Origin of the sequence: Streptomyces sp. NPDC094143 (genome assembly GCF_040303825.1) — a bacterium.
In the GTDB taxonomy this organism is placed as follows: Bacteria; Actinomycetota; Actinomycetes; order Streptomycetales; family Streptomycetaceae; genus Streptomyces.
The window spans coordinates 1-21437 of sequence record NZ_JBEOTZ010000028.1 but is presented as its reverse complement, the minus strand read 5'-3'; the positions used below and the strand labels follow the sequence as shown (position 1 = coordinate 21437).

The following is a 21437-nucleotide window of genomic DNA, read 5'->3' as shown; positions in this document are numbered from 1 at the left end:
GAGAGCCATGCCCAGCGCGATCGTCAACAAAGTCCGGATCCACTACGACGACACCGGCCGGGGCGAACCCGTGGTGCTGGTCATGGGCCGGGGCGCCCGCGGCCGCGCCTGGCACCTCCACCAGGTGCCGGCGCTGGTCGACGCCGGGTACCGCGTGGTCACCTTCGACAACCGGGGCGTCCCGCCGAGCGAGGACTGCCCCGGCGGCTTCACCGTCGACGACCTCGTCGACGACACCGCGGGCCTCGTCGAACACCTGGGGCTCGCTCCCTGCCGCATGGTCGGCGTTTCCCTGGGCGCCTACGTCGTCCAGGAGCTGATGCTGCGCCGGCCCCGAGTGGTGCGGCAGGGCGTGCTGATGGCCACCCGGGGCCGGACCGACACCCTGCGTTCCGCCCTGGCCGCCGCCGAACGCGCCCTGCACGACAGCGCGGTGACCCTGCCCCCGTCCTACGCGGCGTGGGTGCGGGCCCTGACGAACCTCTCGCCCGCCACCCTCGACGACGAACAGCGGGCGCGCGACTGGCTGGAGCTCTTCGAGCTGTCCCCTGAGCCCGCCGGGCCGGGCGTGCGCGCCCAGCTCGACCTGGAGGTCCCCGAGGGGCGGCTGCGGGCCTACCGGGCGATCGACGTGCCCTGCCTGGTGATCGGCTTCGCGGACGACGTCGTGCTGCCGCCGCACCTGGGGCGCGAGGTCGCCGAGGCCGTCCCCGGTGCCCTCTACCAGGAGATCAAGGGCTGCGGCCACTACGGCTACCTGGAGCGCCCGGACGAAGTGAACCGGGTGCTGCTGGAGTTCTTCCGGAACTCTTCCGCGTAGCCGTTCTTCCGGACACGGCGATGTTGATTTAGGTTAGCCTCACCTAAGTGCTACTCCTCAGGGGGTCATGGTGCAGCGCACCTTGCTCAACGGCAAGATCCACCGAGCCACCGTCACCCAGGCCGATCTGCACTACGTAGGGTCCCTGACGATCGATCAGGATCTCATGGACGCCGCCGGCATCACCGAGGGCGAGCAGGTCCACGTGGTCGACATCGACAACGGCGCCCGGCTCACCACCTACGCCATCACCGGCGCACGCGGCACCGGCGTCATCGGCGTCAACGGGGCCGCCGCCCACCTCGTCCACCCCGGCCACCTCGTGATCATCATGTCGTTCGCCGCGCTCGACGAGGCCGAACGGGCCGTCCACCGGCCCCGCGTCGTCCACGTCGACAAGGCCAACCGGATCCTCGCGCTCGGCGCGGATCCGGCCGAGCCGGTGCCCGGGGCGCCGGACCAGTACTCGGGAGCCGTCACCCAGCAGAAGGGGAACTGAGCCATGGCCAACCCGTTCGACGACGACAGCGGCACCTTCCGCGCGCTGGTCAACGACGAGGGCCAGTACTCGCTGTGGCCCGACTTCGCGCCCGTACCGGCCGGCTGGGAGAGCGTGCACGGCCCGGACACCCGGGCCGCCTGCCTGGAGCACATCGAGCGGCACTGGACGGACATGCGCCCGCGCAGCCTGGCCGAGGCCATGCGCGGAGCCGGCGACTGATGGCGCCCCGCCCGGTCGTGGAGGACGTCCTGCCCCTGTCCCCGACCCAGGAGGGCATGGTCTTCCACGCCCTGTACGACGAGCACGCCCCGGACGTCTACACCGGCCGGCTCGTCATCCGGCTCGAAGGGCCCCTGGACCCGGGCCGGTTGCGCGCGGCCGCGGACGCCCTGCTGGCCCGGCACGCCAACCTCCGGGCTGCCTTCCGCACCCAGCGGTCGGGCCGGCCGGTCCAGGTGATCGCCCATGGCGTGCGCACGCCGTGGCGCCACACGGACCTGTCCGGCCTGCCGCCCGCCGAGCGGCAGGAGGCGTTCGAGGACCTGCTCGCCCGGGACCGGGAGGCCCGCTTCGACCTGGCCCGCCCGCCGTTGCTGCGGGTCCGGCTGGTGGCCTTCGGGGACCGGGACCACCGGCTGCTGATCTCCTCCCACCACCTGCTCTGGGACGGCTGGTCCGCGCCCGTGCTGGTCCGCGAGCTCTTCCGCCTCTACACCTCGGGCGGCGACCCGGCCGCCCTGCCCCCGGTCCGCCCCTACCGCGACTACCTCGCGTGGCTGGCCCGCCAGGACCGCGCGGCCGCCGAACAGGCCTGGCGGGACGCCCTCCAGGACCTCGACGAGCCGTGCCTCCTCGCCCCCGGGGCACGCGATCTGCCCGCCGAACAGCCGGGACGGCACGTCGTGGAGCTGTCCGAGCGGGAGACCGAGGCCCTCACCGCCACCGCCCGCGCGCACGGCGTGACCGTCAGCACGGTGCTGCAGGGTCTGTGGGCGGTGCTGCTCGCCCGGCACACCGGCCGGCTCGACGTCGTCCTCGGCGCCACGGTCTCCGGCCGCGACGCCGACGTGCCCGGCATCGAGTCGATGGTCGGCCTGTTCATCACCACCCAGCCGGTCCGCGTGCGGTTACGCCCCGCCGAACCGCTCAGCGGCCTGCTCCGGCGGATCCAGGCCGAGCGGTCGGCCCTGCTCGGCCACGAGCACCTCGGTCTGGCCGGCATCCAGCGGGCCGCCGGGCACGACCTGCTTTTCGACACGCTGCTGGTGTTCGAGAGCTACCCCATCGACGACGAGGGCATCGCCGACGCCCTGGGCCCCGACGGCCCCCGCATGACCGAGGTGTCGGTCCGCGACGCCACGCACTACCCGCTGACCCTCACCGCCCTGCCCGGCGACCGGCTCACCCTGACCTTCAGTCACCGGCCCACGGCACTCGACCAGGCGACGGTGACCGGCATCGCGGCCGGCCTGCACCGGCTCGTTGGGGCGTTCACGGAGGAGCCCGGCCAACTGGTGGGGCGGCTCGGCACCGCCCCGGCCGACGCGCTGCGCGGCGCCCCGGGGGAACGCCCCGACCAGGAGAGGACCTTCGCCGCACACGAGACGCACGGCCGGTACGCGCAGCACACCACCGTCCGCGACCTCTTCGAGGACCAGGCCGCCCGCACGCCCCACGCCCCCGCCGTCCACCACGGGGACACCACCCTCACCTTCGCCGAACTCGACGCGGCTGCCGGCGCGTCGGCCGCCGCCCTGCTCGCCCGCGGCGCCGGACCCGAGACGATCGTCGGCGTCGCCCTGCCGCGCGGAGCGGATCTCGTCATCGCCCTGCTCGCCGTCCTCAAGGCCGGGGCGGCCTGCATGCCCCTCGACCCGGCCTACCCGCCCGAGCGCGTCGCCGTCATGCTCGAAGACGCCCGGCCCCCGCTCGTGGTGAGCGACCGGGACACGGCCCGGCGCCTCGCCCTCGACCCGGAGTCCGTCTGCCATCCCGGGGAGAGGGCCACCGCCGCACCGCGCCCGCCGCTGTCACCCGACCACCCTGCCTACGTCGTCTTCACCTCCGGCTCCACCGGCCGCCCCAAGGGCGTGCTCGGCACCCAGCGCGCCCTGGCCAACCGGCTCGCCTGGGGAAGGGAACTGACGAACGGTCCGGGCGGCGCGCGTATCGCCAAGAGCCCGATCAGCTTCATCGACGGACTGACCGAACTGCTCGGCGCGCTGGTCGCCGGCGAGGCCGTGGCCCTCGCCGACGACGCGTCGGCCGGCGATCCGACCGCGCTGGCCGCGCTGGCCGACCGGTACGGGGCCACCCTGCTCACCGCGGTGCCCAGCCTCCACGGCACCCTGGTGGAGTCCACCCCGCCGGGCGGCTTCGCCTCGGTGCGCACCTGGATCTCCAGCGGCGAACCCCTCACCACCGACCTGGCCCGCCGGCTCACCGCCCGCTGGCCCGGCTCCCGCCTCGTCAACCTCTACGGCTGCTCGGAAGCGGCGGGCGACAGCCTGGCCCACGTGTACACCCCCGAGAACACCACGACGCCCCAACCGACCAGCACAGCACGGACGCTGCCGGGCCAGGCTCCGGACGCCGCCTCGCCGGCTGGGCCGGGCCGGGACGGTGCTTCGCCGGGCGGGCCGGGTGCCGACACCGCCTCCCCCGGCGGGCCAGCCGGCGGCACCGCCCGGCCGGCCGGACCCGCCGCCGGCACCGTCCCGCCTGGCCGGTCGGCCGCCGGTGGCGCCCCGCCCGGCGGGCCTGTCACCGATGCCGCGCCGCTGGACCGGTCCGGCATCGGCTCCGTCCCGCAGGGCGAGCCACGTCCGGGCACCGCTGCACCGATCGGGTCCCTTGCCGACACCGCCTCTCCCGGCGGGCCGGTCACCCGTACTGTCTCTCCCGGCGGGCCGGTCACCCGTACTGTCTCTCTTGGCGGGCCGGTCACCCGTCCTGCCTCTCCCGGCGGGGCCGTCACCCCGGCCGTCCCGCCCGGCGGCCCCGTCGCCCCCGTCGTGTCACCTGACCGGCCGGCCACCGGCTCCGTCCCGCTCGGGCGGCCCATCGCCGGTACCCGGGTGTACGTGCTGGACCCGTTCCTGCGCCCGGCGCCCGTCGGTGCGGCCGGGGAGTTGTATCTCGCGGGGGACGGGCTCGCCCGTGGGTACCTCGGTCAGCCCGGGCGTACCGCCGAACGGTTCGTCGCCGACCCCTTCGGTCCGCCCGGCAGCCGCCTCTACCGCACCGGCGACCTCGCCCGGCTCCGGCCCGACGGCACGGTCGAGTTCCTGGGCCGGGCCGACCAGCAGGTCAAGATCCGCGGCTTCCGCGTCGAGCCCGGAGAGGTCGAGGCCGCGGCCCGTGCCCTGCCGGGCGTGCGCCGGGCCGCGGTCGTGGCCCGCCAGGACGGCACGGCGCCGCGGCGGCTCGTGGCGTACGTCGAGCCCGAGCCGGACGGCGACGACGTACCGGACCCGGCCGCCCTGCGGCACGCGCTCGCCGAGCGTCTCCCCGCGCACTGCGTCCCGGCCGCCGTGGTGGTCCTGCCGGCACTGCCGCACACCCCCAGCGGCAAGCTCGACCGCCGTGCGCTGCCCGCTCCCGACTTCACGCGGGCGAGCACCTTCGATCCGCCGCGCACCGAGCCGGAGAAGGTGCTGTGCGCACTGTTCGCCGAGGTCCTCGGAGTCGAACGGGTGGGCGTCCACGACGACTTCTTCGCCCTGGGCGGCGACAGCGTCGTCTCGGTCCGGCTGGCCGACCGCGCCCGCAGGGCGGGACTCGCCCTGTCACCCCGGGACGTGTTCACCCACCGCACCCCGGCCGGTCTCGCCCGCGCACGGCGGGACGGCGCCGCACCGCAGGAGCAGTTCACCGCGACCGCCGCGCCGCTGGTGTCGCTCAGCCCGTCGCAGCTCGACAACGTCAAGGCGAGGTGGAGGAGCCGATGAGCACAGAGCCCGCCGGGGCGGCGGAGGACGGGCCCGGGGCCGACGACGGGTCCCTGGTGGAGGACGTCCTGCCGCTGTCCCCGCTGCAACAGGGCCTGCTGTTCCACGCCCTGTTCGACGAGGCCGCCCAGGACGTCTACACCATGCAGTCCCTCGTGGAGATCGAGGGCGCGCTGCGCCCCGGGCCGCTGCGCGCCGCCGCCGAGGAGCTCGTCGCCCGGCACGCCGTGCTGCGCAGCGCCTTCCTGCACGAGGACGACATGGACGAGCCGGTACAGGTCGTCCTCAAGGAGGTCCCCGTCGACTGGCGGGAGGCCACCGCCGCCGACGAGGCGGACGTGGAGCGCCTCGTCGCCGCCGACGCCGCCGCCCGCTTCGACCCGACCGACCCCCCGCTGCTGCGCCTGACCCTGATCGACCGGGGCGAGGACCGCCGTCTGCTCGTCCTCACCAACCACCACCTGCTCCTGGACGGCTGGTCGATCCCGCTGCTCCTGCGCGAACTCCTCCAGCTGTACGCCCACCGGATCGCCCCCGGCCGCTGTGCGCCGCTGCCCGCCGTACGGCCGTACCGGGACTTCCTCGCCTGGCTGGCGAGCCGGGACCGGGAGGTGTCCGGCCGGGCCTGGCGCCGGGCGCTCGCCAGGGCGGCACCGACCCTGCTGGCCCCCGCGCCGGCCGGCCTCGTCCCCGTCCCGCCCGAACTGCACACCCTGCGCCTGTCCGAGGACCTCACCGCCGGCGTGCGGCGGACCGCCCGCGCCCGGGGCGTCACCGTCAACACCGTCGTCCAGGGCCTGTGGGCCCTGCTGCTGGCACGCCTGACCGGCCGGGACGACGTGGTCTTCGGCGCGACCGTGGCGGGGCGGCCCGCCGAACTCCCCGGCGCCGAGTCGATGATCGGCCTGTTCATCAACACCGTGCCCGTGCGGGTGTCCGTGCCGCCGGGGGAGCGGGTCTGCGCCTACCTGCGCCGGCTGCAGGACGAGCAGTCCCGGCTGATGGACCACCAGTACCTCGGGCTCACCGAGATCCAGCGCCTCGCCGGGGCCGACGACCTCTTCGACACCCTGCTGGTCTTCGAGAACTACCCGATCGACCAGGCGGCGGTGGCCCGCGCGGAGGCGGAGGCCGGGCTGCGGATCCGCGACGTCAAGGGCTCCGGCGCCACCCACTACCCCCTGACCCTCGCCGTCCTCACCGGGGAACGCCTCGGCGTGGTCTTCGAGTTCCGGCCCGACTGCTACGACCGCCCGGCCGTCCAGCGGCTCGCCGGACGCTTCGAACAGCTCGTCCGCGCGGTCGTCGCGGCACCCGACACGCCCCTCGCGGCACTGGACGTCCTCGCCCCCGAGGAACGGACCGCGCTGCTCGCCCGCGGCAGGACGGAACGGCCGCCCACCCCGCACGCCACCCTGCCGGAGGTCTTCCAGGAACAAGCCGCCCGGACCCCGGACGCGGTGGCCGTCGCCGGCGACGGGCGGCGGCTCACCTTCGCCGAGGTCAACACCGAGGCCAACCGGCTGGCCCGGGTGCTGGCCGGCTTAGGCGCCGGGCCGGAGCGGATCGTCGCCCTGGCCCTGCCGCCCACGCCCGACACCATCACCGCGCTGCTCGCCGTCCAGAAGGCGGGCGCCGCCTATCTGCCCCTCGACCCAGCCTGGCCCGAGGAGCGGATCGCCGGCATGCTGGCCGACGCCCGGCCCGTCGCCCTGGTCGCCACCACCGGCACCGCCCCCGGCCCCGCCGCCCTCGGCGACGTGCCCGCGCTCCTCCTCGACGACCCCGGCACCCGGCGGCGCCTCGCGGAGGCGGACGGCACCGACCTCACGGACACCGACCGCGCCGGACCGCTGCTGCCCGAGCACCCCGCGTACGTCATCTACACCTCGGGCTCCACCGGCCGCCCCAAGGCCGTCGTCGTGCCGCAGCGGGCGATCGTCAACCTCTGCGCCGCACACCACGCCGCCCTGCACGCACCGGCCTCGGCGGCGGTGGGCGGCCGGCCGCTGCGCGTCGGCCACGCCTGGCCGACGGCCTTCGACGCCTCCTGGCAGCCCATGCTGTGGATGTTCGCCGGGCACGAACTGCACCTGGTGCCCGAGGACGTCCGCCGCGACCCCGACGCGCTGCGCGCCTTCCTCGCCGGGAACCGCATCGAGTTCATCGAGCTGTCCCCGTCCCTGCTGGCGGAGGTGGTCGCGGGCGGCGGCGACTGGCGGGGCGAGCTGAAGGTGCTGGCCGTCGGCGGCGAGGCCGTACCGCCCGACCTGTGGCGCACCCTCAGGGAGACCGGCCAGCCGGCCGCGCACAACCTGTACGGGCCCACCGAGTGCACCGTCGACTCCGCCGACTGCGACCTCGCGCTCAGCGACCGGCCCGCCATCGGCCGGCCCGTGGCCGGGGCCACCCTGTACATCCTCGACGGGCACCTCAACCCCGTGCCGGCCGGCGTCGACGGCGAGCTGTACATCGCCGGCGAGGGACTGGCCCGCGGCTACCTCGGCCGCCCCGGGACCACCGCGAGCCGGTTCGTCGCCGACCCGTTCGCCCTCCGGCCCGGCGCCCGCATGTACCGCACCGGGGACATCGCCCGGTGGACCCGGCACGGCCTGGTGGAGTGCCTCGGCCGTGTCGACGACCAGGTCAAGATCAGGGGCTACCGGATCGAACCCGGCGAGATCGAGGCGGTCCTGCTCGACCACCCGCTCGTCGAACGCGCCGCGGTCGTGGTCCGCGAGGACACCCCGGGCGTACGCAGCCTCGTCGCCTACGTCGTCACGACCCCGGCCGCCCCGCCCGCCGAGGAGACGGCTCAGCTGCTGCGCCTCGCGGCCGCCGCCGTCCTGCCCGACTACATGGTGCCGTCGGCGTTCGTCCCGGTCGACGCGTTCCCCCTCACCCTCAACGGCAAGCTCGACACCGCCGCGCTCCCGGCCCCGTCCCGCACCGCCGGGCCCGCCGCGCAACCGCCGCGCACCGCGGCCGAGAAACAGCTCGCCGAACTCTTCGCGCAGGTCCTCGGGGTGGACTCGGTGGGCGTGCACGACAGCTTCTTCACGCTCGGCGGCGACAGCATCGTCTCCATGCGGCTGGTCGGCCGGGCCCGCGCCGCCGGCCTTGCGCTCTCCCCACGCGACGTGTTCGAACACCCGACCGTCGCGGGACTCGCGGCGGCCGCCTGCACCGCCCGGCGCCCGGACGCGGACCCGGACGCCGGAGTCGGCGACATCCCGCTGCCCCCGGCGCTCGCCTCGCTCGTCGCCCGGAACGCCCCCTTCGACACCCTCGCCCAGGCCCGCTTCCTGCGCACCCCGCCCGGCATGGACCTCGACCGCCTGCACCGCACGGTCCAGACCGTCCTGGACCGGCACGACCTGCTGCGCGCCACCCTCGCACCCGACGAGCGAGGCACCTGGCGCCTGCGCACCGCCCCGCCGGGCACCGTCCGCGCCCCGGACTGCGTACGGCGCACCGACGCCGCCCGGCTGGACCACGCCACGATCGGCGCCCGCGTGCCCGGCGCCTTCGAGGAACTCGCCGCCCAACTCGACCCCGCCGCCGGGGCGGTGGCCCGGTTCCTGTGGTTCGACACCGGGCCGGGCCGCGAGGGACGCCTGCTGGCCGTCCTGCACCACCTGGCGACCGACGCCGCCTCCTGGGGCGTCCTCACCGCCGACCTCGCCGCGGCCTGGCACGGCACCCCCCTGCCGGCGCCCGGCACGTCCTTCCGGGAATGGGCCCGGGCGCTGCGCGCCGAGGCCGTCTCGCCACGCCGCACGGCCGAACTCGCCCACTGGACCGCCGTGTCGGGCCGGCCCGAACCGGAGCCGGGCGCCGCCGCGCTCGACCCCGCCCGGGACACCCTGGCCACCGTGCGCCGCCACCAGACGACTCTCGGCCCGGACCTCACCGCGCGCCTCCTCGCCCACCCCGTGCGGGACGTCCTGCTGACGGCGCTGGCCCTCGCCGTCCCGGCCTGGCGGCGCGAACTCGGCCGCCCCGCCCCGGACGAGTCCGTCCACATCGCCCTGGAGGGGCACGGCCGCGAGGAGCACCTGCTGCCGGACGCCGACCTGTCGGGCACCCTCGGCTGGTTCACCACCGTCTTCCCCGTCCGCCTCGACCCCGGCGACGCGCCCCCCGCCGAGCAGCTCCGGCGCGTGCGCGAGCAGGTGGCCGCCGCGCCCGACCAGGGCATCGGCCACGGCCTGCTGCGCCACCTCAACCCGGACACCGCCCCCCTCCTCGCCGAGCTCCCGGAACCCCGGATCCAGGTCAACTACCTGGGCCGGATGACCCTCGGCGAGCGGACCGGGGACGCCGCGTTCACCGGCGCCCCCGAGACGGGCGCCGTGGGCGGACGGGCCGACCCCGCGACACCGGTCCGGTACCCGCTGGTCCTCGACGCGCTGATCAGCGACGGCACGGACACCGGCGGCCCGGTCCTCACGGCCTGCTGGCACTGGCCGGAACGGCTCTTCACACGGGCGCAGACCGAGCGGCTCGGCGCGTTGTGGACCGCTTCCCTCGAACGGCTGCTGAAAGGCGGAGACCAGTGACCGACACCCAGGCGGCCCCGCCCGGTGATCTCGCGGCCCGCAAGCGGGAACTGCTGCGCCGCAGACTGGAGAACGCCGGCCTGGCCGACACCCCCGTCCGGGCCGAGCGGATCCCGCCCCGGCCCCGGGACGCGAGCCCGCTGCCCCTGTCGTACGCCCAGTCCCGGATGTGGCTCCTCCAGCAGCTCGACCCGGCCGGCCCCGCCTACAACGTCTGCCTGGCCATCCGGCTGCGCGGCCCGCTCGACGCCCACGCGCTGCGCACCGCCCTGGCCGGCCTGCTCGCCCGGCACGAGGTGCTGCGCACCCGGTATCCCACGACCGACGACGGAACGCCCCACCAAGTCGTCGATGCCACGGCCGAGTTGCGCTTCGACACGGCGGACCTGCACGGACTGCCCGCCGGCGAGCGGGACCGGCGGGCCGCCGCCCTCGCCCGTGCGGCCTCCGCGACCCCGTTCGACCTCACCGCCGACCACCCCCTGCGGGCCCTGCTGGTCCGGCGGGACGAGCACGACCACACCCTCGTGCTGACGGTGCACCACATTGCCTGGGACGGCGGCACCTTCAACGCCCTGTCCCGTGACCTGAGCGCCCTCTACCGGGCCGCGCTCGGGGGCGAAGGCGACGGACTGCCCGAACTGCCTGCCCAGTACGCCGACTTCGCCCTCTGGCAGCGCACCACCTTCACCGACGAGCGGCTCTCCGGCCACCTCGACCACTGGCGCACCGCCCTGGCCCCGCCGCCCCGCCCCCTGGACCTGCCCACCGACGCGCCCCGCACGCCCCGGCCCACCGCGCACGGCGACCGCCGCTTCCACACCTTCGCGCCCGAGGTCACCGAACGGCTCACCGCCTACGCCCGCACGGCCGGCGCCACCCCGTTCATGGTGCTGCTCGCGGGCCTCGCCGCCCTGCTCCACCGCCTCACCGGAGCCACCGACATCCCCGTCGGCTCGGCCGTGATGAACCGCGACCTGCCCGGACTCGACCAGCTCATCGGCAACTTCGGCAACACCCTGGCCCTGCGCGCCGACCTCGACGGCGACCCCGGAACCGGCGAACTCGTCGAACGGGTCCGCGCGTTGTGCACCGAGGCGTACGCCCACCAGGACATGCCGTTCGACCTGCTGGTGGAGCGGCTGCGCCCGGAGCGGCACCCGGGCCGGGCCGTCTGGTTCGACGTCATGCTGCTCTTCCTCACCCAGGGCCTCCAGGGGCCGCGGCTGCCCGGGGTGAGCGCCGAATGGGAGACCGTCCACAACGGCACCACCCAGTTCGACCTGTCCCTGGAGGCCTTCCTCACCGGCGGACAGCTGCGCGTCGAGGCCACCTACCGCAGCGCCCTGTTCACCCCGGAGACCGTCGACCGGCTGCTGCACCGGCTGGAGACGCTCCTCGCCGCCGGCCTGGCCGACCCCGAACTGCCCGTCTCGCGGTTGCCGTTGATGCCCGCCACGGAGGAACAGCAGGTGCTGGGGGAGTGGAACGCCACCGCCCGGCCCGTCCCCGGCACCACCCTGGCCGCCCTGCTCACCGAGCAGGCCGCACGCACCCCCGACGCGCCGGCGCTCACCCACGAGGGCGGCACCCTCGGCCACGCCGCCCTCCACGCCCGCGCCAACCGCCTGGCCCGTCTGCTGATCGCCCGCGGCGCCGGCCCGGAACACCGCGTCGCCGTGGCCCTCGACCGGGGACCCGACCTGGTCGTGGCGCTCCTCGCCGTCCTCCAGGCGGGCGCCGCCTACGTCCCCCTGGACACCGGGTACCCCGCCGAACGCCTCGCCGTGATGATCGAGGACGCCGCCCCGGCCCTCGTGCTGACGTCGAGCGGCACCGCCGACCGGGTCCCGGCCTGCGCGGCACCCACGCTCCTGCTCGACGACCCGAGCGTGCGCGACCGCCTGGCCGCACACGACCCCGCCCCCGTCACCGACGCGGAACGGCTCGCGCCGCTGCGGCCCGGCCACCCCGCGTACGTCATCTTCACCTCCGGCTCCACCGGCCGCCCCAAGGGCGTCGTCGTCCCGCACGCCGCGATCGTCAACCGGCTGCTGTGGATGCAGGACACCTACCGTCTCGGCCCCGAGGACCGGGTGCTGCAGAAGACCCCGGCGGGCTTCGACGTCTCCGTCTGGGAGTTCTTCTGGCCGCTGATCACCGGGGCGGCGCTCATCCTCGCCCGCCCCGGCGGCCACCGCGACCCCGCCCACCTGGCCTCCCTGATCCGCGAACAGCGGGTCACCACCGCCCACTTCGTCCCGTCGATGCTGCGGGTCTTCCTCGACGACCCCGCCGCCGCGCGGGCCCGGGGCGTGCTGCGCCGGATCGTGTGCAGCGGCGAGGCCCTGCCGGCGGACCTCGCCGAGCGCTGCGCCCGCCTGCTGCCCGGCACCGGCCTGCACAACCTCTACGGCCCGACCGAGGCGGCCGTCGACGTCACCGCCTGGTCCTGCGCCGACGGCACACGCTCCGCCTCCGGCTCCGTGCCCATCGGGCGCCCGGTGTGGAACACCCGCACGCTCGTCCTGGACGCCGCCCTGCGCCCGGTGCCGCCCGGCGTGGCGGGCGAGCTGTACCTCGCCGGGACCCAGCTCGCCCGGGGCTACCACTCCCGCCCGGCCCTGACCGCCGCACGCTTCGTCGCCGACCCCTACGGCCCGCCCGGCAGCCGCCTCTACCGCACCGGCGACGTGGTCCGCTGGACCGCCCACGGCGCCCTGGAGTTCCTCGGCCGGGCCGACGACCAGGTGAAGATCCGCGGTGCCCGGGTCGAGCCCGGCGAGACGGAGGCCGCCCTGGCCGCCCTGCCCGGGGTGTCCCAGGCCGCGGTCACCGTACGCCGGGACGCCCACGGCGAACCCCGCCTGGTCGCCTACGCCGTCCCCGGGCCCGGCTCCCGCCCGGAACCACTGGAGGTCCGGCGGAACCTCGCGCGCACCCTGCCGGACCACCAGGTGCCCTCCGCGGTCGTCGTGCTGGACGCCCTGCCGCTGACCCCCAACGGCAAACTCGACCGCGCCGCCCTGCCCTGCCCCGACCTGTCGGCGCTCACCACCGCCACCGCGCCCCGCACCCAGGCCGAGGCGACCCTGTGCCGCCTCTTCGCCGACCTGCTCGGGCTGCCCTCGGTCGGTGTCCACGACGCGTTCTTCGCCCTCGGCGGCCACTCCCTGCTCGCCACCCGCCTCGTCGCCCGCGTCCGCGCCGAGCACGGCGTCGACCTGCCGCTGCGGGCCGTCTTCGACACCCCCACCCCGGCCGGCCTGGCACCCCTGCTGGACGCGCCCGCCCAGCGGCGGCCCGCCCTGCGCCCCGCCGCCCGGCGCCCCGACCCGCTGCCGCTGTCCTTCGCCCAGTCCCGGCTGTGGTTCCTGTACCGGCTGGAAGGGCCGACCCCCACCTACAACATCCCCACCGCCGTCCGGCTCCGCGGCCCGCTCGACCCGGCGGCCCTGCGGGCGGCGCTCCAGGACGTCGTGGACCGCCACGAGGCCCTGCGCACCGTCTTCCCCGACGCCGACGGCGTGCCCCGGCAGGAGATCCGCAGGGACGCGGCCGTGCCCTTCGACGTGGTGACCGCCCCCGCCGCCGACGTCGACGCGCTGCTCGCCCGGGCCGCCGCCCACTCCTTCGCCCTCGACCGCGAGATCCCCGTCCGCGCCACCCTCGCGGCCCTCGCCCCAGACGACCACGTGCTGCTCGTGCTCGTCCACCACATCGCCACCGACGGCTGGTCGGCCGAGCCGCTGCTGCGCGACCTGGAGACCGCCTACGCCGCACGCCGCGACGGCGCGCCCCCCGCCTGGCCGCCGCTCGCCGTGCAGTACGCCGACCACACCCTGTGGCAGCGCGACCTGCTCGACGAGGCGTACACCGCCCGCGAGGTCCACTCCTGGGCCCGGCGTCTGGAAGGGCTCCCGGAGGAACTCCAGCTGCCCGTCGACCGGCCGCGCCCGGCCGTGCCCGGCCACCGGGCCGGCGCCGTCGACTTCACCCTCGACGCCACGACCCACCGGGCGCTGCGCGACCTGTCCGCCGAGGCGGGCGGCACCGTCTTCATGGCCCTCCAGGCCGCCCTGGCCGTCCTGCTCGCCCGGCTGGGCGCCGGGGACGACATCCCGCTCGGCACCCCGGTCGCCGGCCGCGCCGACCCCGCCCTGGACGACCTGGTGGGCCTGTTCGTCAACACCCTCGTGCTGCGCACCGACGTCTCCGGCGACCCGGCGTTCCGCGCCCTGCTCACCCGGGTGCGCGAGGCCGACGTGGACGCCTACGCCCACCAGGACCTGCCCTTCGAACGGCTGGTGGACGCGCTCGGACCCACCCGCTCCACGGGCCGCCACCCGCTGTTCCAGGTCATGCTGGCCCACCAGCAGGCCCCGCCCGCCGTCCGGGACTTCGCCGGACTCACCCTGACCGAGCGGCGCGTCCCCTTCCACACCGCCAAGACCGACCTGGCCTTCCACGTGTCCGAGCGGGCCGACGCCGGCGGCATCGACGGCTGCCTGGTCTACAGCGAGGCCTTGTACGACCCGGACACCGCGCGGGAGGTGACCGAGCGGTTCGTCCGCCTGGCCGGCGAACTGGCCCGGCACCCGGACCGCCCGGTGGGCGCGGCCGACGTCCTCACCCCACGCGAGAGGCACCTGCTGCTGAGGGAGTGGAACGACACCGCCCGCCCCGTGCCGGCCACCACCCTCACCGCACTGGTGGAGGAGCAGGTCGCCAGAACCCCGCACCTGGTGGCCGTCGAGTACGGCGTCCCCGGCGGCCGCACCCTCACCTACGCCGAACTCGACGCCCTGGCGGGCGGCCTGGCGCGGCGGCTCGTCGCCCTGGGCGTGGGCCCCGAGTGCCGCGTCGGCATCCACCTGGAACGCTCCGTGGAAATGGCCGTCGGGCTGCTCGCCGTGCTGAAGGCGGGCGGTGCCTTCGTGCCGCTGGAGCCGTCCTGGCCGGCCCGCCGCATCGCCGAGGTGTGCCGGGGCGCGGCCCTGACCGCCGTCCTGGGCCGGCCCGGCGACGACGGCGTCCTCGGGCGGGACACGCTCGGGCCGGACGCGCCGCCCGTCGTCGAGGTCGCCCTCGACGGACCCACGGCTCACCACCCCGGCGTCCCCGTCGACCCCGAGGGCCTCGCCTACGTCATCTACACCTCCGGCTCGACCGGCGTCCCCAAGGGCGCCATGATCCGGCACCGGGCCATCGCGCACCGGCTGCTGTGGCAGCGCGGGCTGCTGGGGTTCGGCACCGGCGACGCGGCCCTGTTCAAGGCGCCGCTCGGCTTCGACATCTCCATCAACGAGATCTTCCTGCCGCTCGTCAACGGCGGGCGCGTGGTGATCGCCGAACCCGGCGGCGAACGGGACACCGACTACCTCCTCGACACCGTCGAGCGGCACCGGGTGACCTTCACCTACCTGGTCTCCTCCATGCTCGACCTGCTCCTCGAACTGGACGGCTTCGCCCGCCGCGCCGCCTCGCTGAAACACGTGTGGTGCGGCGGCGAGGTGCTCACCCCCGAACTGTTCGCCCGCTTCCGCAAGGCCAGCGCGGCGGTGATGTACCACGGCTACGGCCCGGCCGAGGCCACCATCGGCGTCAGCCACGTCGTGTACCGCACCGGCTCCGTCCGCAGCGCCGTCTCCATCGGCCGGCCCAACTCCAACACCCGCCTGTACGTCCTGGACGAACGGCTGCAGCCCGTGCCGGTGGGCGTGCCGGGCGAGTTGTACGCGGGCGGCGTCTACCTCGGCCGGGGCTACGTCAACGACCCGCGCCGCACCGCCGGTCACTTCGTCGCCGACCCGTACGGCCCGCCCGGCGAACGCCTCTACCGCACCGGCGACCTGGTCCGCCGGCAGCGCGACGGCACCCTGGAGTTCCTCGGCCGCGCCGACAACCAGGTGAAGATCCGCGGCATGCGGGTGGAGCTGGAGGAGATCGAGGCGGTCCTCGAACAGCACCCGGGCGTCCGGCGCGGCGTGGTGGTCGTCCGCGAGGACGCCCCCGGCGTCACACAGCTCGCCGGATACTGCCTGGCCGCCCCCGGCGTCCTGCCCGAACTGCGCGACTGGCTCCGCGAGCGGCTGCCCGAGCACATGGTGCCGCGCACCCTCACCGTCCTGGACGCCTTCCCGCTGCTGCCCTCCGGCAAGGTGAACCGGGCCGGTCTGCCCGCCCCCGAGTCGGCCGCCACCGGCACCTCCCGGGAACCCGCGAACGAACGCGAACGGCGGCTCAGCGCCCTGTTCGCCACCGTCCTCGGCCTCGAACAGGTCGGCGTCGACGACGACTTCTTCCAGCTGGGCGGCGACAGCATCGTCTCCATCCGGCTGGTGACCCTCGCCCGCAAGGCCGGCCTGGCCCTCAGCCCGCGGCAGGTCTTCCAGTCGCCCACCCCGGCCGGACTGGCCGCGGCCGCCGGTGACACCGGGCACCCGGCCACGGCCGGGGCACCCGCCGACGACCCGCTGGGCGACGTCGGGCTCACCCCGGTCATGCGGTGGGCGGCCGGCCCCGACGGCTCCTACGGCGGCCTCGCCCAGGCCGTCCTCCTGGTGACGCCCGACGGCCTGACCGACGACGACGCCACCACCGTCCTGCAGACCCTCCTGGACCGGCACGACATGCTCCGCGCCCGGCTGGCGGACGACGGCAGCCACCTCACGGTCCCCGCCGAGGGCACCGTGCGCGCGAGCGACCTGCTGACCCGCGCCCCGGACACCGGCCCGCAGGGGCAGGTGGAGAGGGCGGCGGCCCGGCTGGACCCCAGGGCCGGACGGATGCTCCAGGCGGTGCTGCTCGGCACGGACCGGCTGCTCCTGGTCGCGCACCATCTCGTCGTGGACGGCGTGTCCTGGCGGATCATCACCGCCGAACTGGCCGACGCCTGGCAGGCCCTGCGGTCCGGGACAGCCACGCCCCGGCGGCGGAGGGGCACCTCGTTCCGCCGCTGGAGCGGCCTCCTGGCCGAGCAGGCCCGCACGCCGCGGCGGACGCGCGAACTGCCCTGGTGGACCGAGACGCTGGAACGCGGACGGCCCCTGCTGGACCAGGCCCTCGACCCCGCCCGGGACACCGCGGCGACCGTGCGGGAGGAGAGGCTCGTGCTTCCCGCGGACCTGACCGTCCCGCTGCTGACGACGGTGCCCGCCGCCTACCGGGCCGCCGTTCCGGACGTGCTGCTGAGCGCCTTCGCGGTGGCGGCGGCCGCCTGGCGCGAGGAGCGCGGCGACCTCGCCGGCCGCTCGCTCCTCGTCGGACTCGAAGGCCACGGGCGTGAGGAGGAACTCGCCGAGGGCGTCCACCTGTCGTCCACGGTGGGCTGGTTCACCACCCTCCACCCCGTCGCCGTCGACCCGGGCCCCCTCGACCTCGACGAGGCCCTGTCCGGCGGCCCGGCCGCGGGCACGGCCCTGAAGCGGATCAAGGAGCAGCTGCGCGCCGTACCGGACCACGGCATCGGCTACGGCCTGCTGCGCCACCTCAACCCCGCCACCGCTCCCGGGCTGGCCGAACGCCCGCATCCCCAGGTCGTCTTCAACTACCTCGGCCGGTTCACCGCCGCCGCCTCGGGCGCCGAACCCTGGGAACTGGCCCCGGAGGCGCCGGTGCTCGGCGTGCCGCCGGATCCCGGCCGGCCCGCCGCGTTCGGGCTGGAGATCAACGCCGTCGCCGTCGAACGGGCCGACGGGGTCCGGCTGCACGTCTCGGCCTGCGCTCCGCGGGCCTTCCTCGCCCCCTCCGCGACCCGCGCCCTGCTGACGCTGTGGGAGCGGGCGCTGCGCGGCCTCGTGCGGCACGCCGGCGACACCCCGGCGGGCGGACTCACCCCCTCGGACCTGCCCTTGGTGGCCCTGACCCAGGAGGACATCGAGGACTTCGAGCACGCCTTCGAGCAGAACGGCGACGACTTCGACGACTTCGACGACAACGACGGCTTCTGAGGGACAGCGGAGGAACCGGTGACGCAGCACCCCCCGACCGCGGACGAGCTGCTCCGTACGGTCACCGACACATTGGGCCCGGACACCCCGCCGGGCGACGACGACAGCCTCATAGCCTGGGGCCTGGACTCCATCACGCTGATGAGGATCGCCGGCTCCTGGCGCAAGCAGGGCGTCAAGGTCGGCTTCGCCGAACTCGCGCGCGAACCCACCCTGCGCGCCTGGCGATCCCTGCTCGCGTCCCGGGCCCCCGCCCATGCCGAGCCGGCCACCGAGGCCCGGGCCGAAGCCCCGCCCGAGGCCCCGGCCCCCGAACCGGGCGAGCCCTTCCCGCTCGCCGTGATGCAGCACGCCTACTGGATCGGTCGCGGCGACGACACCACCCTCGGCTCCGTCGCCGCCCATCTGTACGTCGAGTTCGACGGCTCCGGTGTCGACCCGGAGTGGCTCGACACCGCCGTACGGGCCCTGGTCCGGCGGCACGGCATGCTCCGGGCCCGGTTCACCGACGACGGCCGCCAGCAGATCCTGCCCGGACTCACCCGCCCGGCCACGACCGTCAACGACCTGCGGGACCTGGACGACGAGACCGCGGCGGCCGAACTGGAGGACGTCCGGCACTCCTCCTCGCACGCCCGGCTCGACGTCGCCGCCGGCGAGGTGTTCTCCGTGCAGCTCTCCCTGCTCCCCGAGGGCCGCAGCCGGCTGCACGTGGACGTCGACATGCTCGCCGCGGACGCCCTCAGCTACCGCGTCCTGCTCTCCGACCTCGCGCAGCTCTACCGCGACCCCGGCGCCGCCCTGCCACCGATCCGCACCAGCTACCCCGCCTACCTGGCGGAGCGGGCCGGACTGCGGCGGCTGAGCCGGGAGCAGGCGCAGCAGTGGTGGCGCAGGCGGGTGCCCGAGCTGCCCAGCGCGCCGGACCTGCCGCTGGTGCCCGAGACGGAACGGGCCGACCCGGCCCGGGTGACGCGCCGGCACCACTGGCTGCCGCCGGAGGAGAAGCGGCGACTGACCGCCCGCGCCCACCAGCACGGGCTGACCCCCGCCATGGCCGTCGCGACCGCCTTCTCGGAGGTGCTGGCCGCCCACAGCGGTCAGCCGCGCTTCCTGCTGAACGTCCCGATGTTCGACCGCCGCGGCTCCCACCCCGACACCGACCTGCTCGTCGGCGACTTCACCAGCTCGGTCCTGCTCGACGTGGACCTGGCCGAGCCGGCCTCGTTCACCGAGCACGCCCGCCGGCTCCAGGACCGGATGCACACCGATGCCGCGCACGCCGACTACTCCGGCGTGGAGGTGCTGCGCGACCTGACCCGGCAGCGCGGTGAACAGGTCCTCGCGCCCGTGGTGTTCACCAGCGCCCTCAACCTGGGAGAGCTGTTCGACGCGGATGTGCGCGACTCCTTCGGCACGCCGGTGTGGATCATCTCGCAGGGCCCGCAGGTGCTGCTCGACGCCCAGGTCACCGAGGTCGACGGCGGACTGCTCGTCAATTGGGACGTACGCGAGGACGCCTTCCCCGCGGGGCTGGTCGACGCGATGTTCGCCGCGTTCCACGGGCTCGTCACCCGGCTCGGCACCGAGGACGACGTCTGGGAGCGGCCGGTCCCCGCCCTGCTGCCCGAGGAGCAGTCGGCGGTGCGCGGGGCGGTGAACGCCACCGACGCCCCGCGCAGCCACCGCCTCCTGCACGAGGGCTTCTTCGCCCGCGCGGCCGAGCGGCCCGACGCGCCGGCCCTGCTGTGGGGAACGGAAGGCGCCCTGACCTACGGGGAGCTGGCGGACCGGGCCCTGCGCTGCGCCGCCGCCCTCGTGGACCGGGGAGTACGGCCGGGCGACACCGTCGCGGTCAGCCTCCCCAAGGGGCCCGGTCAGATCACCGCCGTCCTCGGCGTGCTGGCCGCCGGGGCCGCGTACGTACCGGTCGGCGTCGAGCAGCCCCCCGCCCGCCGCGACCGCATCCGCGCCACCGCCGGCTACCGCCTCACCCTCACCGACGGCCCCACCGACGGCCTCACCGGCAGGTCCACCGACGGGCCCCCGGGCGACCCCACGGCCGGCGACCGCCTGGCCGTCCCGGACGCGCTCGGTCACGACCCGCTGCCCGCACCCGTCCCGGTGGACGAGGAACAGGTCGCCTACGTCCTGTTCACCTCCGGCTCCACGGGCGAGCCCAAGGGCGTCGAGGTGCCGCACCGGGCGGCCATGAACACCATCGACGACCTCGACGTGCGCTTCGCCGTGGGCCCCGCCGACCGCTGCCTCGCCCTGTCCGCGCTCGACTTCGACCTCTCCGTCTACGACGTGTTCGGGCTGCTGAGCGCGGGCGGCGCGGTGGTGCTGATCGACGAGGCCGACCGCCGTGAGGCCCGGCCGTGGGCCGAGCTGGTGCGCCGGCACCGGGTGACGCTCCTCAACTGTGTCCCGCCCCTGCTGGACATGCTGCTGCTCGCCACCGGCCCCGGTGAGCTGACCGGACTGCGCGCGGTGCTGCTGGGCGGGGACCGGGTGGGCACCGACCTGCCCGGGCGGCTCGCCGAGCGGGCACCCGGCTGCCGGTTCGCCGGCCTCGGCGGCACCACCGAGACCGCCATCCACTCCACCGTCTGCGAGGTCGTGGACGCCCGGGTGCCCGCGCACTGGCGGGCCGTGCCGTACGGCACCCCGCTGCGCAACGTGCGCTGCCGGGTCGTCGACCCGCGCGGCCGGGACTGCCCCGACTGGGTGCCGGGCGAGCTGTGGATCGGCGGGGACGGCCTGGCGCTCGGCTACCGGGGCGACCCGGAGCGCACGGCCGCGAGGTTCACCGAGGCCGACGGCGTGCGCTGGTACCGCACCGGCGACCTCGCCCGCTACCGGCCCGACGGCACGCTGGAGTTCCTCGGCCGCCGCGACCACCAGGTGAAACTGCGCGGCTTCCGCATCGAACTCGGCGAGGTGGAGGCGGGACTCGCCGGGCACCCGGCGGTGCGGCGCGCCGTCGCGGGCCTGACGGACGGCCCCGGAGTCCAGCTGGCGGCCGCGGTGGCCGCCGGTCCGGGCACGACGGAGGAGGAGCTGCGGCGGTGGGCGCGAGCGGTGCTGCCGCCGCACATGGTCCCGGCCCGGATCGCCGTCGCCGCGGAGCTGCCGCTCACCGCCAACGGCAAACTCGACCGCCGGGCCGTCCGGGCGCTGTGGGAGACGCGCGGGCCGGGGGAGGAGGGGCACCGGGCACCCGGCAGCGCCCTGGAGACGGTCGTCGCCCGGGTGTGGGCCGACGTCCTCGGCGCCGCACACGTGGGCCTCGACGACGGGTTCTTCGCCCTCGGCGGGGACTCGGTGCTCGCCACCGTGATCGTGAGCCGGCTGCGGGAAGCCCTGGACACCTCCGAGGTGTCGGTGCGCGCCCTGTTCGCGACCCTCACGGCGGGCGGCATGGCCAAGTGGCTGGCCGCCGAGGAGCACACCCCGGGGCGTCTGGAACAGGTCGCCGCGCTCCACCTGGAGATCGAGGGCATGTCGGCGGAGGAGGTCGACTCGGCGCTGCGCGACACCTGACGGAGGCCGGAGCACCGGACCCGCAGGGCGTGTCGGGACAGCTCCCCGCCGTGCTCCACAACCGCAGGACCCTGGAGGATGTGCTGCACTGGGGCGGCGTGTTCC

General features: G+C 75.8%; 7 protein-coding genes. All 7 read left to right on the top strand.

Going from position 1 to position 21437, the window contains the following annotated elements:
* Positions 1-7 precede the first annotated feature (7 nt).
* The 7 genes from ABTZ58_RS29145 (at position 8) to ABTZ58_RS29115 (ending at position 21332) form a co-directional block, all read left to right on the top strand.
* On the top strand, positions 8-820 hold the full coding sequence (locus ABTZ58_RS29145; RefSeq protein ID WP_351362921.1) for an alpha/beta fold hydrolase: 813 nt from the start codon (positions 8-10) through the stop codon (positions 818-820).
* A 70-nt stretch (positions 821-890) separates the two neighbouring features.
* Positions 891-1319, top strand: coding sequence for an aspartate 1-decarboxylase (gene panD / locus ABTZ58_RS29140; RefSeq protein ID WP_351363151.1), 429 nt, complete (start codon positions 891-893; stop codon positions 1317-1319).
* A 3-nt stretch (positions 1320-1322) separates the two neighbouring features.
* A complete protein-coding gene (locus tag ABTZ58_RS29135; RefSeq protein WP_351362918.1) occupies positions 1323-1541 on the top strand; it encodes an MbtH family protein in 219 nt (72 codons plus the stop codon).
* Positions 1541-5272: a condensation domain-containing protein gene (locus ABTZ58_RS29130; RefSeq protein ID WP_351362915.1), complete on the top strand. Its 3732-nt coding sequence runs from the start codon at positions 1541-1543 to the stop codon at positions 5270-5272. The genes ABTZ58_RS29135 and ABTZ58_RS29130 overlap by 1 nt, the downstream gene beginning before the upstream one ends.
* A complete protein-coding gene (locus ABTZ58_RS29125) occupies positions 5269-9834 on the top strand; it encodes a non-ribosomal peptide synthetase (protein ID WP_351362912.1) in 4566 nt (1521 codons plus the stop codon). The genes ABTZ58_RS29130 and ABTZ58_RS29125 overlap by 4 nt, the downstream gene beginning before the upstream one ends.
* Positions 9831-17786, top strand: coding sequence for a non-ribosomal peptide synthetase (locus ABTZ58_RS29120; protein ID WP_351362909.1), 7956 nt, complete (start codon positions 9831-9833; stop codon positions 17784-17786). The genes ABTZ58_RS29125 and ABTZ58_RS29120 overlap by 4 nt, the downstream gene beginning before the upstream one ends.
* 18 nt (positions 17787-17804) lie before the next feature.
* On the top strand, positions 17805-21332 hold the full coding sequence (locus tag ABTZ58_RS29115) for a non-ribosomal peptide synthetase (protein WP_351362906.1): 3528 nt from the start codon (positions 17805-17807) through the stop codon (positions 21330-21332).
* The last annotated feature ends 105 nt before the right edge of the window (positions 21333-21437 follow it).